This is a genomic window from Gorillibacterium sp. sgz306347 (assembly GCF_059735245.1).
Map to the genome: position 1 here is coordinate 32,057 of NZ_JCAPET010000014.1, position 14,908 is coordinate 46,964.

10 protein-coding genes are annotated in these 14,908 nt (G+C 54.9%); 9 read left to right on the forward strand and 1 reads right to left on the reverse strand.

Going from position 1 to position 14,908, the window contains the following annotated elements:
* Positions 1-244: 244 nt before the first annotated feature.
* The 5 genes from AC6I6H_RS09770 to AC6I6H_RS09790 all read left to right on the forward strand — a co-directional run bounded on the left by AC6I6H_RS09770 (position 245) and on the right by AC6I6H_RS09790 (position 6,916).
* The gene (locus AC6I6H_RS09770; RefSeq protein ID WP_497953570.1) at positions 245-3,133 is read left to right on the forward strand and encodes an S-layer homology domain-containing protein; all 2,889 of its coding nucleotides are present in this window, start codon (positions 245-247) and stop codon (positions 3,131-3,133) included.
* Between the two features lie 117 nt (positions 3,134-3,250).
* On the forward strand, positions 3,251-3,727 hold the full coding sequence (locus tag AC6I6H_RS09775; RefSeq protein WP_497953571.1) for a hypothetical protein: 477 nt from the start codon (positions 3,251-3,253) through the stop codon (positions 3,725-3,727).
* Between the two features lie 102 nt (positions 3,728-3,829).
* Positions 3,830-4,117 carry an alpha/beta-type small acid-soluble spore protein gene (locus tag AC6I6H_RS09780; RefSeq protein ID WP_497953572.1) on the forward strand — a complete coding sequence of 96 codons (288 nt, stop codon included), beginning with the start codon at positions 3,830-3,832 and terminating at the stop codon, positions 4,115-4,117.
* A 131-nt stretch (positions 4,118-4,248) separates the two neighbouring features.
* Entirely contained in the window at positions 4,249-5,463 is a 1,215-nt protein-coding gene (gene metK / locus AC6I6H_RS09785; protein ID WP_497953573.1) for a methionine adenosyltransferase, read from the forward strand.
* 97 nt (positions 5,464-5,560) lie between these two features.
* Positions 5,561-6,916, forward strand: coding sequence for a hypothetical protein (locus tag AC6I6H_RS09790; protein ID WP_497953574.1), 1,356 nt, complete (start codon positions 5,561-5,563; stop codon positions 6,914-6,916).
* A 213-nt stretch (positions 6,917-7,129) separates the two neighbouring features.
* On the opposite strand, the gene AC6I6H_RS09795 is transcribed toward AC6I6H_RS09790, so the two are convergent.
* Positions 7,130-9,463: an Ig-like domain-containing protein gene (locus AC6I6H_RS09795; RefSeq protein WP_497953575.1), complete on the reverse strand. Its 2,334-nt coding sequence runs from the start codon at positions 9,461-9,463 to the stop codon at positions 7,130-7,132.
* A gap of 288 nt (positions 9,464-9,751) precedes the next feature.
* Between AC6I6H_RS09795 and AC6I6H_RS09800 the strand changes: the two genes are divergently transcribed.
* The 4 genes from AC6I6H_RS09800 to AC6I6H_RS09815 all read left to right on the forward strand — a co-directional run bounded on the left by AC6I6H_RS09800 (position 9,752) and on the right by AC6I6H_RS09815 (position 14,897).
* Entirely contained in the window at positions 9,752-12,394 is a 2,643-nt protein-coding gene (locus AC6I6H_RS09800; RefSeq protein ID WP_497953576.1) for a stalk domain-containing protein, read from the forward strand.
* Positions 12,395-12,476: 82 nt separating this feature from the next.
* On the forward strand, positions 12,477-13,631 hold the full coding sequence (locus AC6I6H_RS09805; protein ID WP_497953577.1) for a sensor histidine kinase: 1,155 nt from the start codon (positions 12,477-12,479) through the stop codon (positions 13,629-13,631).
* A gap of 4 nt (positions 13,632-13,635) precedes the next feature.
* Positions 13,636-14,364, forward strand: coding sequence for a response regulator (locus AC6I6H_RS09810; protein ID WP_497953578.1), 729 nt, complete (start codon positions 13,636-13,638; stop codon positions 14,362-14,364).
* Positions 14,365-14,495: 131 nt separating this feature from the next.
* On the forward strand, positions 14,496-14,897 hold the full coding sequence (locus tag AC6I6H_RS09815) for a hypothetical protein (RefSeq protein WP_497953579.1): 402 nt from the start codon (positions 14,496-14,498) through the stop codon (positions 14,895-14,897).
* Positions 14,898-14,908: the final 11 nt, after the last annotated feature.

Here is a 14,908-nt window from a genome sequence, read left to right on the forward strand (position 1 = left end):
CCGCGCAAAAAACGCTTTACGCTTCTTGCCAGGCGAGTGTATAATGGAACAAGCGGCTTGTGAAGCCTGTTTTTTCTGTCTTTGTTTACAAGTTTCTGCGACTCTACCGGGTCGCAGGACTCACATCTATAACATGCTCAACTCTGGGAAGGGGGTGACACACACGATGAGGGAAACGAGCTCTATTTTTCTCAAGAAAGACGTACAGATAACGAGGCATTTCCAAGGAGGAGAAAAAAAGGTTATGAAGAAAGCTTTGTCTATGGCTCTCGCAGTTGCGTTGACGAGCAGCGCGTTCGCCGGCCTGGCCGGTGCCGCTGACCTGACGACGCAAGAAAAGTACGACGTGCTTGAAGCACAGGGCATTTTCGCCGGTATCAACGGCGAAGCAGGTCTGGATCAAAACATGACCCGCGCCCAACTGGCTGTAATCCTGGCCAAACTGAACGGCAAGGTTGAAAACCCGGCCGCTTCCACCTACACCGACGTGGCAAACAACCACTGGGGCAAAGGCTGGATCGGTGCCGTAACCGAAGCCAAGCTGATGGAAGGCGTAGGCGGAAACAAGTTTAATCCGAGCTCTACCGTTACTTACGAAGAACTGGCTACTGTTATTGCTAAATCCAAAGGCCTGACAGAAGCAGCAGCTCCGAACGTTACGGGTTCCGTATCGGAATGGGCCGACGGTTGGGTTCAAACGGCTTTGGACAACGGCTTGCTGACGCCGCAATCCGACTACACGGTTGCAGCTCCTCGCGCTACGCTGGTTGACTCGGCTTACACGGTTTATCAATCCAACAACGTTCTCTCCATCGCTTCCTTGAAAGCAGTTGGTGCCAAGAAGCTGGAAGTAACGTTCAGCAAACCGGTTGATCCGGCTGCAGCCAAGTTCGAAGTTAAGAGAGGCACGGCTTCCGTAACGATTACGGGAACCCCGGTTTTCTCCTCCAACAACACGGTTGCTACGATTGAACTGACTAGCAAGCTGGCTGCTGCTACCTACACGGTTAACGTAACCGGCGCTTCCACTGGTACGCTTACCGCTAAGATTGATGCACAAGCAGAACGTGTAGCAGAAATTAAGGTGCTGTCCGAATCCGCTCCGATGGCGAATGCCGCAGGATCGGCTGTCGTTGTACCTTATAAAGTCTTCAACCAATACAATGAAGATGTCACTTCCGGAACGTCTGTATCCGCAGTGGCTGCTCCCGGTACTGCTACTGTAAGTGCGGCTAATGGGGTTGTTACGATTGCTGCACCCAGTGCATCCGTACCGTTCCGTTTGGGTGAAACGGTTATGTTGACGATGTATCACTCTACTTCCCAAGTAACCGTAAATGCAAAGCTGACGGTTGCTCCGGTTGCTCGCGTTTCTTCCGTTGACATTGTAGATCTTTACAACAAAGACGGAAAAACTTTGAACGAAGATATCAACTTGTCCAGTGATAGCTTCTATCTGATTGTAGACGCTAAGGACCAATACGGAAATTCCGTAACGAATCTGACGTATCTGTCGGATGACCTGATCTACAGCGAAACCAATCCGATGGCCGTACATGTACCGCAAGGTGCGACGGCGGGTCACCCGCTGTTTACTAACGTAACGGTTAATGGAGTAAGCAAAACTGCAATCAAGCTTGGAAACCCGATTGTGCCGAGCGCTCAATCCTCTGCAAAAATTGGTTCCAGCACGATTGGTCTTTTCGCTTATTCGGCAGGCAAGAGCGATTCCTTTACTGTAACGGTAGCTGAATCCGTTCGCTCCGATGCGGTTACGCTGAGCCAGCCGGCTGTCGCTGCTGCAGGTGCAGACATCCTTGTCCCGATTACCGTTAACGATTCCCAAGGTAACGTAATCACGGACGTGAAGGTCCTGAACCACGCTGTTAAAGGCGTTAAGGTTTCCTTCGGTACGACGACCTATCCGATCGTTGTTGTTGATGGCAACACCTATGTAAAAGTAACTGGTATTTCGGCAGCCGGTTATGTTTCCCTGACTGCTCAAAGTGCAAACAATAAGTTTGCTTCTGTAACCTTTGCAGTTTCGGAAGCTTCTGTTCCGACGGTTGTTCGCGGTCTGGACGCTGACTTCGGCAAAACGCTGAAAACGAATGCCGCTCCGACGATTGCGGTTTCCAACCTCGTCGTTGAAGACCAATACGGTCAAGTAATGTCCGATAGCGCTGTTGCAGCTTGGCTGACCGGCGGCAACTCGATCCTGGTAACAGATACGACCAGCAACATTCTGACTGTACCGGCTGGTGCAGCTATCACGGGCGCTGCAGGCGTAACTGTAACGGCTAATACAACCAACGGTACGGAAGCCCTGACCTTTACGATTAACAAAGCGGGTACGGGCGTTCTGGCGGACAGCGCCGGTTCCACCACTCTTCGTGTAACTGACGGCTCGGAATATGTTTCCTACTCGGTAGATGAAGTTGGAACTGTATACGATGAATCGGCAGCAGGAAGAACGAACAATGCAGCGTACGACAAGAACATTAAAGTCTATGGCGTATTGAGTGATAACAGCAAAGTAGAACTTAGCTACGCTGCAGATGAGTTCTCTGTTACTACAAATGCCTACAGCGTCAACCTCCCGGCTCTGCAAGCTGATCTGGTTGACAATGGGGTTCTGAATGTAGCTACCGGACTTAAATACGATAACGGTGTTAATACCTTCACCCAACCGATTGTTGTGACGATTGGCAGAACGGGCGAACAGATTGAGAAGACGGTTACCTTCTCGCGTTCTACTCCGTATGCCAAAGCGGCTACTCTGGTAAATGCAAGCGGAAATGCAGTAAGCACTTATACGGTTACGGGTGCTACTTCTTCTACGGCTCTTTCGCTCAGCAGCATTTTGGCTGATTCTGCTGCAAACCTGAGCCTGAAGGTTACGGACCAATACGGTGTATCGGTAACGGGTAAAACGGTTGCCAATATTTTCCCGGATGGTACTCCGACTGGTACTCCGTACGTGACGGTATCTCCGAAAGCTGGTACGGTCTCCATTTCCAACAACGGTACTCAAAGTGCTACTGTAACGGCTCTGGATTCCGGTGACCAATTCGTACTGACGTTGAACTACGGTACTGGCTTCACCTATGCCATCACCGTAACGGTTGACTAATCCAAAGCTGCACCCGAAAAGAACCCGAGCAATCGGGTTCTTTTTTCTTTTTACCACAACTTACTGGTTATTTTTGCGTAAAAGATAGAAACGGCATTATGGATTCAGGAGGTTGACATGAAACGGAAGTCTTTTTATATCTTGGCTCCGCTTGCGATTGGCGGGGCGATTTTTGTGGGCTCCACGCTTTCGCAGACGACAAGCGCCGATTCGGCTGTGCAGCCGGGTTCCGGTGACGACCCCTTGGTGACCAAAAGCTACGTAGATCAGCAGATCAAGCAAAACCTGGGCTCGGGCGGCTCCGGGTCGACGGGAGGCAGCACCGCCGCTCAAGGCATCGTTGTCGTCAACCTGGTTAAGGGCCAAACGTTGGTCGCCAAATCCGGTACCGAGTTTATTCTTCGCACCGGGCAGGCTACGGCGATGAGCAAAGACGGCAACGGCATTCCCGATGTGACGTTGGGGCAGGATATCAAGAATGGCGCTCCGATCAGCAAAAACTCCTTGTTGATTTTCCCATCGGACGGGCGCGGAATTACCGCACAAACCGAGAAGGCCATTGTCATGGTACGCGGGGGATACTCGATTCAGTAATTCCCTTTTCTCTATAAGCATTCCCCGTGTGGGAAAATCTAAACGTAGTAGCCCGGGCGCCGCGAGCCATACTAAGACCAGATCCTTTAGGAGGTGAAGGTCTTGGCGAAAAGCAACAAAAAAGTGGTACCGGAAAGCAAACAAATGCTGGACCAAATGAAGTATGAAATTGCGGCGGAGCTGGGGCTTCCGGTTGGACAAGCGGGCAGCGGAGGAGCATTCAACACCGAGTTCTCTGGAGAACTGGGGCAAACCCCGAACGCTTCCGGAAAAAGCGATTATTGGGGGTACTTTGCTTCCCGTGACAACGGAGCGGTCGGCGGTCACATTACCAAACGGCTGATTGAAAGGGCCGAAGAAACCCTGTTTTCATTATCTAGAAATATTTAGAATAATATCCTTAAACCGTCATAATTACCCTTTGACACTTACGGATTCTTGTTTTACTATACGAAGTAAAGGTAGAATACAACCTTTTCCAATTGGAAGAGGTTGGTTTTTTATGGGAGGTAGATGAGGTCATGTCCAACGCCGTTGCCAAACGGTTATTCACATCAGAGTCCGTGACAGAAGGTCATCCGGATAAAATATGCGACCAAATCTCGGATGCCGTGCTTGACGCATTCCTGGAGGCGGACCCCAATGCGCGGGTTGCCTGCGAAGTATCGGTGGCTACCGGTCTTGTGCTTGTCATTGGAGAAATTACAAGCCGGGCGGATTATGTCGACATATCGGCCATTGCCCGCAAAACCATTGAAGAAATCGGCTATACCCGCGCCAAATTCGGATTTGATTCCAAAACCTGCGCCGTCCTGGTATCCTTGAACGAGCAGTCCCCGGACATAGCCATGGGGGTTAACCAGGCGCTTGAGGCGAGAGAAGGGCAAATGTCCGATCAAGACATTGAAGCCATTGGAGCCGGCGACCAGGGCCTGATGTTCGGCTTTGCGGTAAACGAAACGCCCGAGCTTATGCCGCTTCCGATCGCTTTGTCGCATCGGTTGGCCCGGCGCCTTGCGGAAGTGCGGAAGAACGGCACCTTGCCCTATCTGCGTCCCGACGGGAAAACCCAGGTTACAGTGGAATACCAGGATGGCAAACCGGTGCGTGTGGACACGATCGTCGTCTCCACCCAGCACGCGGAAGACATCACCCTGGAGCAAATCCAGAGGGATATCAAGGAACACGTTATCCTACCGGTTGTACCCGGAGAATTCCTCGGTGCGGACACCAAATACTTCATTAACCCGACCGGCCGTTTCGTCATTGGCGGACCGCAAGGCGATGCCGGTCTGACCGGCCGCAAAATCATTGTCGACACCTATGGCGGGTACGCGCGCCATGGCGGCGGCGCCTTCTCGGGCAAAGACCCGACGAAGGTCGACCGTTCGGCCGCTTATGCCGCCCGTTACGTTGCCAAGAACGTGGTCGCATCCGGCCTGGCTGAGAAATGCGAAATCCAGCTGGCCTATGCAATCGGGGTGGCCCGTCCGGTTTCGATCAGCGTCGACACATTCGGAACAGGCAAAATCAGCGACGATTCGATCGTCGAGCTGATTCGCCGCCATTTCGACCTGCGTCCCGCCGGGATCATCAAGGAGCTTGAACTGCGCCGGCCCATGTACCGGCAAGTCGCGGCTTACGGTCATTTCGGACGGACGGATATCGATCTGCCCTGGGAACGGACCGACAAAGCCGCACTGCTTCAAGCCGATGCGGAAGCGCTCCTCCGTTAAGCCAAACCTGCACATAACGCCCCGGACCCGCGAGGGGAAGGGGCGTTTTTTTGATTTCGCACACAAGGAGAACTTGGATCTTATGGAGGCTACCCCATTGCCAAAATCGAGATGGAAAGCTTGGCTGCTCCTCATTCTGCTCTTGGGAACGGGCTTGCGGCTGGCCTGGGTTTATGCGGTCAATACCCAACCCATCTCCGATTTCAAGCATTATCACGATCTGGCGTTTTCTCTGCTGAACGATCATCGTTACGAGCTCCCGGAAGGATTGGACTATATCAAGGCGGATACCCCTTATATTGAAAAGGGCGTTCACTATCCGACGGCGTTTCGTCCTCCCGGCTACCCGTTTTTCCTGGCCCTCTTGTATGCCGTTTGGCCGAGCATATTGGCGGCGAAGCTGGCGAACGTCGCTTTCGGCTTGCTTTGGATGATGGGCGTGTTCCTGCTGGCACGAAAGTTTTGGGGCGTCCGCGAAGGGCTTTGGGCGGCATTCCTGGTGGCGGTCTTCCCGCCGGCCATCGCTTATACCAGTGTGTTAAGCACCGAAATCATTTCCGCAGCCCTACTCTTGGCCTTTTTGGTGGCGCATCTCTATCAATTTGGCCCCGCTTGGCTCAGGCATCTGCTTCTGGGGCTCCTGGCGGGCTTTCTCGCGCTCGTGAAGCCCTACTTCATGGCCCTGCCGGTTTTGTACTTTGTGCTGCTCTGGTGGCAAGCCAGCGGCGGTAGAGCTTGGGGGCAGTGGAAGGCATATGCAAAGCGCGCGGTTCTGGGAGCCGTTTTGCTGACGGCGGGGATGGCACTGATCATTTCCCCTTGGACTATTCGCAATTATCAGGTGTTCGACCGGTTTGTTCCCATATCCACCAACGGGAGTTTTGTGCTTTACATCAACAATAACGATTTGGCCACGGGAAAATACATGGACGCCATGAAAGTGCCAAACTCCATTTACAAAACGGATCGGATTCTAAGCGAAAACGGGGAATACATAGAACCGGATGCGATGGAGCTGGCCGGGGCCGAAGCGAAAAGGTGGATCCTGCAGCATCCGGCCGAAGCGTTTAACCTCGGCTTGAAAAGACTGACGCTCAGCTATACGCAGGTCGGGTCGGAAATCTGGGAATGGACCATGTCGAAAGCGCAGGTCCGCTTGAGCGATAATGCGGTGACCACCACCATTCAGTTGAACCGGCTGACCGGATTGTTGGCGGTTGGCGGCGGGCTTCTTTATGCCCTGCTCCTTTTGATCCGCCTGGCGACGGGACGCCGCTTGAACCATTTGGATGCGGTAAATCTACTGTTCGTGTTGTTCTTTACAGCCGTCATTTTTGCTTCCGAAGGGCAGCCCCGGTATACCTTTACGCTTTATCCGTTTTTCCTGCTGGGGTTGATCGGCTTGGGAAGACGAGTATTGAGCGATAAGGAAGACGAAGGCCGCACCGCTTAAAAAGGGGCAAAACTGCGAGGCGTGTCAACATGTACAGAGGCAAGAAAACCGTCACCGGCAGGCAAGATGGCAGGACGAGAAAGCCGTTCCCGTCTATATGGGCCGAGTAGGGCCGAACCTGACCCTACGAACCTCGACCCTACGAACCTGACCCCGTAAGAAAAGGACACGCAGCGTTTAACGCTTGCGTGTCCTTTTTTTGTTTGCTGGCCGTTATTGTACTTCCACCGTTACTTTCGCTTTTTTGCCTGCATAGCTGACCGTGATGGTTGCTTTGCCTTTGCCATGCGCCCGGATAACGCCGTCCTTCACGTCGGCGACCGACGTTTTGGAGGAGGACCAGAGAGCGGGCTTGGAGACATTGCTTTCCGAGCCGTCCGAGTAAGTGGCGGTGGCGATGACCGCTGACGTCGTGCCTGCCTTCATGACGACGTTTACCTTGTCGGTTTGCAGGTACTTCAGGGTATCCACATCAACGGCCACCGTGACCGTTTTATTGCCGTACTTGGCGGTGATGGTCGCTTTGCCGTAAGCCACGGCCGTCACTTTGCCGTTTTCAACGTCTGCGACCTTATAAGAGTTGGAGCTCCAGTCCGCGTCGGACGTGACCGTTTTTTTGCTGCCGTCGTTAAAGGTGACCGTCAGCTCCAGCTGAGACGCTTGACCGGATTTCAGAGACAAGGTGCGCTTGTTGGCTTCAAGCTTCTGGATCACGTCGACTTCGACGGAGACGGTAACGCTTTTGCCGCCATAAGAAGCGGTGATTTTGGTTTCTCCGCGGCTGTATCCCGTCACGATGCCGTTCGTGACATCCGCGACTTTAACATTGGATGATTTCCATTCCGCGTCCGCGGTTACATCCACCGTCTTGCCCGCCGCGGTCACGGCCGTCAGCTTAATCGGTTTCGATTCGTTGCTGTTTAGGAACAGGGAGCGAACGTCCGCCGTCAGCTTGTCCGCAAGCGCAACATTCGCCTTCAGGGTAACCGACCGTGTTTCATATTTGGCGGTAATCGTGGCGCTTCCGCTCGCTTTCCCGGTGATAACGCCGGAGGAGGAAACCTCGGCGATTTTTTCGGCGCTGGTGCTCCACTCCGCTTTATCCGTCACCGCTTCCTCCCGCCCGTCGGCATAGACGGCGATGAGAGTCGGAGCGAACGTTTCGTCGATTTCGAGCGATACGGTTTTGGCGCTCAGCGTCAGTTTGCTCGGCACGTCAACCTGTACCGTGATTTTCACGCTTTTGCCGCCGTAGGTCGCCGTCAGTTTGGCTTCCCCGCGGGCGGAGGCGAAAAGCTTTCCGTTTACGACGGAGGCGATGTCCTCATTGCTGGACGTCCAGGTCGCCTTTTTGGAGACATCCTCCGTAACGCCGTTTGCATACGTCGCTTTCAGAGAAAGCTCCTGGGAGGTCTTGGCCCGCATGGCAAGCAGCTCGTTCGGCGTCTCCAGGAAACGGGGAACCTCGACGTCGATCGAGACGGTGACGGTTTTCCCGCCGTATGCGGCCGTGATCGTCGCAGCACCGGCCGAATTGGCGGAGACGGTGCCTTTGGAGACGGACGCGACTTTTTCGTCGCTCGAGGTCCACTTGGCCAAGCTGGTGACATCCGACGAGGTGCCGGAAGGATAGGTTGCGGTCAGCGTCAGCTTCTGGGTTGCGCCGACGCGCAGGAACGCGTTATCCGCGTTAACCTCGATCTTGCTGGTTTTGTCGACGTCGACCTCGATCGTCGCCGATTGGGTGCCGTACTCCGCTTTTATGATCGCTTGACCGGCGCCGTAGGCGGTAATTTCGCCCTTGATGACATCGGCGACTTTCGGATCGGAGGTGCTCCATTCCGCCTCGGCGGACACGTCGCGCGTCGTCCCGTCCGGGTAAGTGGCGGTCAGCCCGACCTTTGCTTTGTCCTTCAGCAAAAGGGAGACTTCCGATTTGCTCGGGTCCAATCGCTTGACGATTTCGACGTCCACCGGAATGGTAACGGTCTGGCTGCCCAGCTTGGCCGTAATTGTGGCCGCGCCGGGTCCGATGCCGGTAATCGTACCGTTGACCACTGTGGCGATGGAATCGTCGCTGCTGGACCATTCGGCCAGCGCCGTCACATCTTCGGTCGTGTTGTCCTGGTAGGTGGCGGTCAGGGCGACCGTCTTTTTCTCATTCATGCGCAGCTGAACTTTTTGCGTGTCCTTGGTGAGCGTCTTCACCTTTTTGGTGACCGTCACCTGGACCGCCTGCGGTTTTCCTTTATAGGTGGCCATGACGATGGCGGTTCCTTCGCTTTTGGCCGAGATGGTGCCGTTGTAAACGCTGGCTACGGAAGGAGTGTCGCTGGACCAGGTCGTGCTGATGGTCACATTGGCGGTGGTGCCGTCGACATAAACGGCCGTGGCCGTCAGGGAAGCGGTGCCTCCGATTTCGAGCGTCAGCTCATTTTTGGTCAAGACCAGCTTGGAAAGCTCGGGCTCGGCCGCTTTGGCTACGCCCAACTGCCCCAGCAGGAGCACGAAGACGAGCAGAGCGGACAACCATTTGGAAACTTTCATTGTTTTCTCCTTTCTGTAAGAGAGCAAGATTCCTCTTAATTATCGGCCCGGGGGTAGAAGAAGTGAAGGGATAAGGAAGAATTTAGGAGGCCGCGGGCCGAAAACAGGGCGAAATTCCTGCTTTCGGACAGCCGTCGGATAGGAGCACTTTCCTTTTTTTCTCCGAAGTTCGTAACTTTTCGTCAACAGTCCGAGTCTAACCTATAGAGTTTGGAAAAAGAGAATGCGGAGGAGATAAAGAACATGCTGGGGAAAGACCGTGCAGGGAAACGATACTGGAGGCGTGGCGTGAGCGCCGCGTTGGCGGCTGTTTTGCTGGTGCCGTCGTACATACTGCCGCCGGCAAAGGCGGAGGCTGCTTCAACGGTGACCGAGGCGGTATTCAAAGGGCAGGAAATTATTACGTCGGGCGCCGTACGCAAAGATTATGTCGCGGTTATCAAACGGAACTCATCGACTGTTAAAACCAAAGCGAATGTGATCGAGGTCAATCTGGCCAATCCATATATTCAGCTGGATGTCATGTCGGGAAAAGAGAACACCCTCACCACAACGGACAGCGTCCGGGATATGGCGACGCAAACAGGAGCCGTGGCGGGCATCAACGGAGACGTTTACAACACAAGCGCTGCGGAAAAGGCACCGATCGGCGGAGCCATCTCGGAGGGCACACTGGTTTCCACTCCTTCCATCATGAAGGGGCTCTACAGCTTCGCCGTTCTGAACGACAATACGCCCCTGATCGATCTGTTCACCTTTGAAGGAGGCGTGACGGCGGCGGACGGAACCGCCTTCAAGCTGTCGGGCGTGAACACGAATTACTACGTAACCGAACCGGACAAGGTCAACATCATGGTTGACGCGCTGCATATGTACACGGACGTTTGGGACAGCACGAGCCGCGGGATGAACAGCGGCACGACGCCGACCGAGGTTCTTGTGCAGGGCGGCGTGGTGGCGGAAATTTCGCTCGGCAAGGCACTCGCGATGAAGGTCCCGAAGGGCGCCTACATTTTGCGCGCGCACGGCAAAGCGGCGGAATTCGTCAAGACGCATCTGCACGTAGGCGATCCGGTAACGGCGGATACGAGCATCATTGCCGCGGGGAGCAAGAAAACCTATTCCGCGACCGACTTCAAAACGATGATCGGCGGGCATACGATTCTGGTCGACGGCGGCAAAGCGGCGCCCTTTTCCCGCGATGTGAACGGGGTCAGCGGATACTCGTACCGGGCGCGGACCGCCGTCGGTTATTCCAAGGACATGAAGACTGTTTATCTGGTGACGGCGGACAAAAGCAGCGGCAGCGCCGGCATGAGCCTGGCGGAGCTGCAGCAGTTCCTGGTAAAAATCGGCGCATGGAAAGCGGTCAACATGGACGGAGGGGGCTCGACGACAATGGTGGCCCGGCCGCTGGGCGAAACGGGCGTGCAATTGGTCAACACCACCGAAAACAACAGCGAGCGCAACGTGGTCAACGGGCTTGGCGTCTACACCAATGCGCCCAAGGGCGAAGCGCTTAGCGTCGACATCGTCGGACAGGACACGGTCCTGCTGAACGAGAAAGTGGAGTATCGGGTGAAGGGCTACGATACGTACTATAACCCCACCGCATTTGACCAAAGCCAGGTCAAATGGACAAGCTCCAGCGCCATCGGGGCTTTTGACGGCAACGTGCTGAGCCTGTCGGCCAAAGGCACGACAACGATCAAGGCGGTTATCGGAAAAGCTACGGCAACCAAAACGGTCCGGGTCGCGGGCCGTGACGACATCGCCAGCATGTCTATTCTGCCTTCCAGCACCGTGCTTCTGGACGGCCAGGAAATTGCTCTTTCGGTGAAAGTAAAAACTAAAGCGGGCGCGGAGCGGATTCTGCCTGCAAAATCGTTCAAATGGACCGTCTCGGGCTTTGACGGTGCCGTCAGCGGAGACGTGCTGCGAGTAAACAAGGCCGGGACGCAGGGAGGCCTGCTGATCGCCGATTACGACGGCTTCCGGACCATTCTGCCGCTGAACAGCGGATCGACCAAGCTGTTCTCCGACTTCTCCGCCAAAACCGTCGACGCATCGTTCAGCGCTTATCCGGCCGCGGAGCTGACGGGCAGCGTGTCCGTTGTGTCCGGCCTCGGCGGTCTTGCCGCAACAAATGCGGCGCTGCAGCTGCAATATGACATGACGCCGGGTACCTTTGGCGAAGTGACGAAGGCAGCCTACATTAAATTCAGCACCGATGCGAACGGAGTCGCCGTGGAAGGCACGCCGCAAACCTTGTCGCTGAAGGTGCTGGGAGACAACAGCCTGAACATGCTGCGTGCGGAGATTGTCGATGCCAAGGGCACGCTGTCGCGAATCGATCTTGCCAGCACCATCAACTGGACCGGGTGGAAGACCGTGACGGGCGACTTGACGGCGGCAAATCCCGTCTATCCGATCAAGCTGAACCGCATCTATGTGGCCAACCCGGCGGACGGCCAGGACGAACGGGCGCGGGCGGGTGCTATCGCGGTTGACGACATCTCGTTCCTGTACAAGGAATCGTCGCCTGCGCTGCCGAAGAACAGCGTCGTGCTGACGCTGGGTCAGAAGACCGCCCTGGTGAACGGCAAAACCGTGTCGCTTGCCGGCGTACCGGCGCCTTTTGTCAGCAAGGACGGTAGGACCATGGTTCCTGTGAAATTTGTCTCAGAAGCGTTTGGCGCGAAGGTCGAATGGGACGCCGCTACCAAGCGGGTCAGCATTCAAAGAGGCAGCCAGCTGATCGACATGTGGCTGGGCAGCAAGGCCATGGTAGTGGATGGAAAGGCCGCTTCCACCGATTCCGCCCCGTCGGTCGTGAACGGATCGACGATGATTCCGGTGCGTGTTTTCTCGGATCATTTCAACTGGAATATCAGCTCCGACGCGAAGGCCAAGACCGTGACCCTGCGGTAAAATAGTTCTATCCTATCTCTCCACCGTTTAGCGAAATATGTTACTATTAAGGGAAAGTTCAATCCGAAGGGACACGGTCGCCTTGCAAGTTGACGCCATAGACCGCGTGATAAAGAACGCTATCGAAGTGATGGAGAGCAGCAAATACCAAATCTTTGAAATTTGCGAGAGCGTTCGTGCCGAACGGGACTCGCTTAACAAGGAATTGCAGCAGGTGATGGAAGAAGCGAGCGAAGCCATCCGCCAGGTGGACAAGCTGGAGCTCGAATACCGCCGTTCCCGGATTCGGCTGACCGAGGTAAGCCGCGATTTTCAGCGCTACCGCGAGGAAGACATCCGGGTCGCTTACGAAGCCGCCACCCAGCTGCAGCTGCAGCTGACCATTTTTCGGGAGAAGGAAAATCACCTCAAGCACAGGCGCAACGATTTGCAAAAGCGGATCAAAAATGTCGACAAACAGGTGGAACGGGCGGAGGCGCTCGTTTCGCAGATGAATGTCGTACTGGAATACTTGTCCGGTGACCTGAATCAGGTCACCCGGATTCTGGAATCGGCCAAAAACCGGCAGCTGCTCGGGCTCAAGATCATCCTGGCGCAGGAAGAAGAGCGCAAGCGTATTGCCCGGGAAATTCACGACGGGCTGGCGCAGACGATGGCGAACGTCGTTTTGCGTACGGAGATCTCCGAGCGGATGCTGGTGAAGCAGGAGTATGAAGTCGTAAAGGAAGAGCTGCGCGACTTGAAGGGGCAGGTGCGAGGCGGCCTGGAGGAAGTACGGAAGATTATCTTTAATCTCCGTCCGATGGCCCTGGATGACCTCGGCCTTGTCCCGACGCTCCGCAAGTTTACCCAGGACTTCGAAGAACGGACCAAAATCCGAACCAAGATGGATTTAAACGGGAGAGAAATGCGGTTGCCTTCTGGTATGGAGGTGGCGATTTATCGCCTCGTTCAGGAGGCTTTTTCCAATTGCTACAAACATGCGGAGGCCTCCTTTATCCACTTGGAGGTTTACTTTCTGCCGGACCAGGTGGAAATTGTCATCCGCGACAACGGCAAGGGCTTTAATGTGGAAGCGACTGAAATGCTCATCACCAAGGGCTCGAATTACGGACTTCTGGGAATGCGGGAGCGCCTTGAACTGCTGGAGGGGAAAATGGTGATCGATTCCTTGAAGGGGGTGGGGACCAAAGTTACCATGGAGATACCTTTAAGCTCGAAGAATAGAGAGGAGTAACGAGATGCCCATGACCATGGCCGGGAGCAAAACCGTAAAGTTAGTGCTCGCTGACGACCACCAGCTGTTTCGCGAGGGAATCAAGCGTATCATCAACATGGAGGATGACCTCGAAGTCGTCGGAGAGTGCGGGGACGGGATAAAGGTCATCGAGCTGTGCAACGATCTGCGGCCGGATATCGTCCTGATGGACATCAACATGCCGGTGGAGAACGGCGTCGCCGCAACGGAGAAGCTGAAGGACATTTTTCCTGCGATCAAGGTTATCATTTTGTCCATTCATGATGATGAAAGCTATGTGTTTGAAACGCTCCGCAAAGGCGCGTCCGGTTACCTGCTGAAAGACATGGAGGCCGAAGCCCTGATTAACGCCATCCGTTCGGTTGTAGCGGGCCATGCTTACATTCATCCGAAGGTGACCGGCAAGCTGATCAACCAATTGCGGCGGATGACGTATCTGGACGAGCACGGCACTTCGGAAAACGGAGCGGAGCAATTGAGAGAAGCAGGAGTCCGCTACATACATACGCCGGAAAGTCCGCTGACCAAACGCGAAGCGGAAGTCCTTCGCCTGATGGCCGAAGGCAAAAGCAACAAGCTGATTGGAGAAAGCCTGTTCATCAGCGAAAAGACCGTGAAGAACCACGTCAGCAGCATTCTGCAAAAGCTGGAAGTGGAAGACCGCACGCAGGCGGTTATTAATTCGATCAAAAACGGCTGGGTCACGCTTTAAACGGAAGACCGGCTGTTCCGGCACGAACCGGGACTCGATACGGATGCATCCGCCCCCGCTCGGGACGGACAAAACTCAGACACTTTGGGCGTCATCGCGGCATATACTATCCCAAAAGGAGGGAGCCGCGAATGGTAGCCGGTTTTTTGCTGATCGTCGGGGTGTATGCGCTTTGCGCCGCATCGATCCATGCGCTGTATGCGCGCTCCGGAAAGGCGGAGAAACGTCCCTCGTATTATTTGGTGCTGGTCACGCGAAACAACCAGTCCGGCATCGAATGGTATGTTTACGCTTCTCTTATCGCTTCCTTTTGGAAAAACCGCCGGATGTTCATCGCGGTATTCGATGACGGTTCGTCGGACGACACCTGCCGGATTGTCGGCCGGATCGCCCACAGCCGGCCGAATGTTACGCTGCATCCCACAACGGAAGGCCTGGCGCGCTTCCTTGAGGAACACGAATCGCAGCCTTTGCTTACTCTCCATCTGTACCGGATGGACCTCAATCCAAAGCGTCCGCTTCAGCAGTGGTAATGCGCTTACTT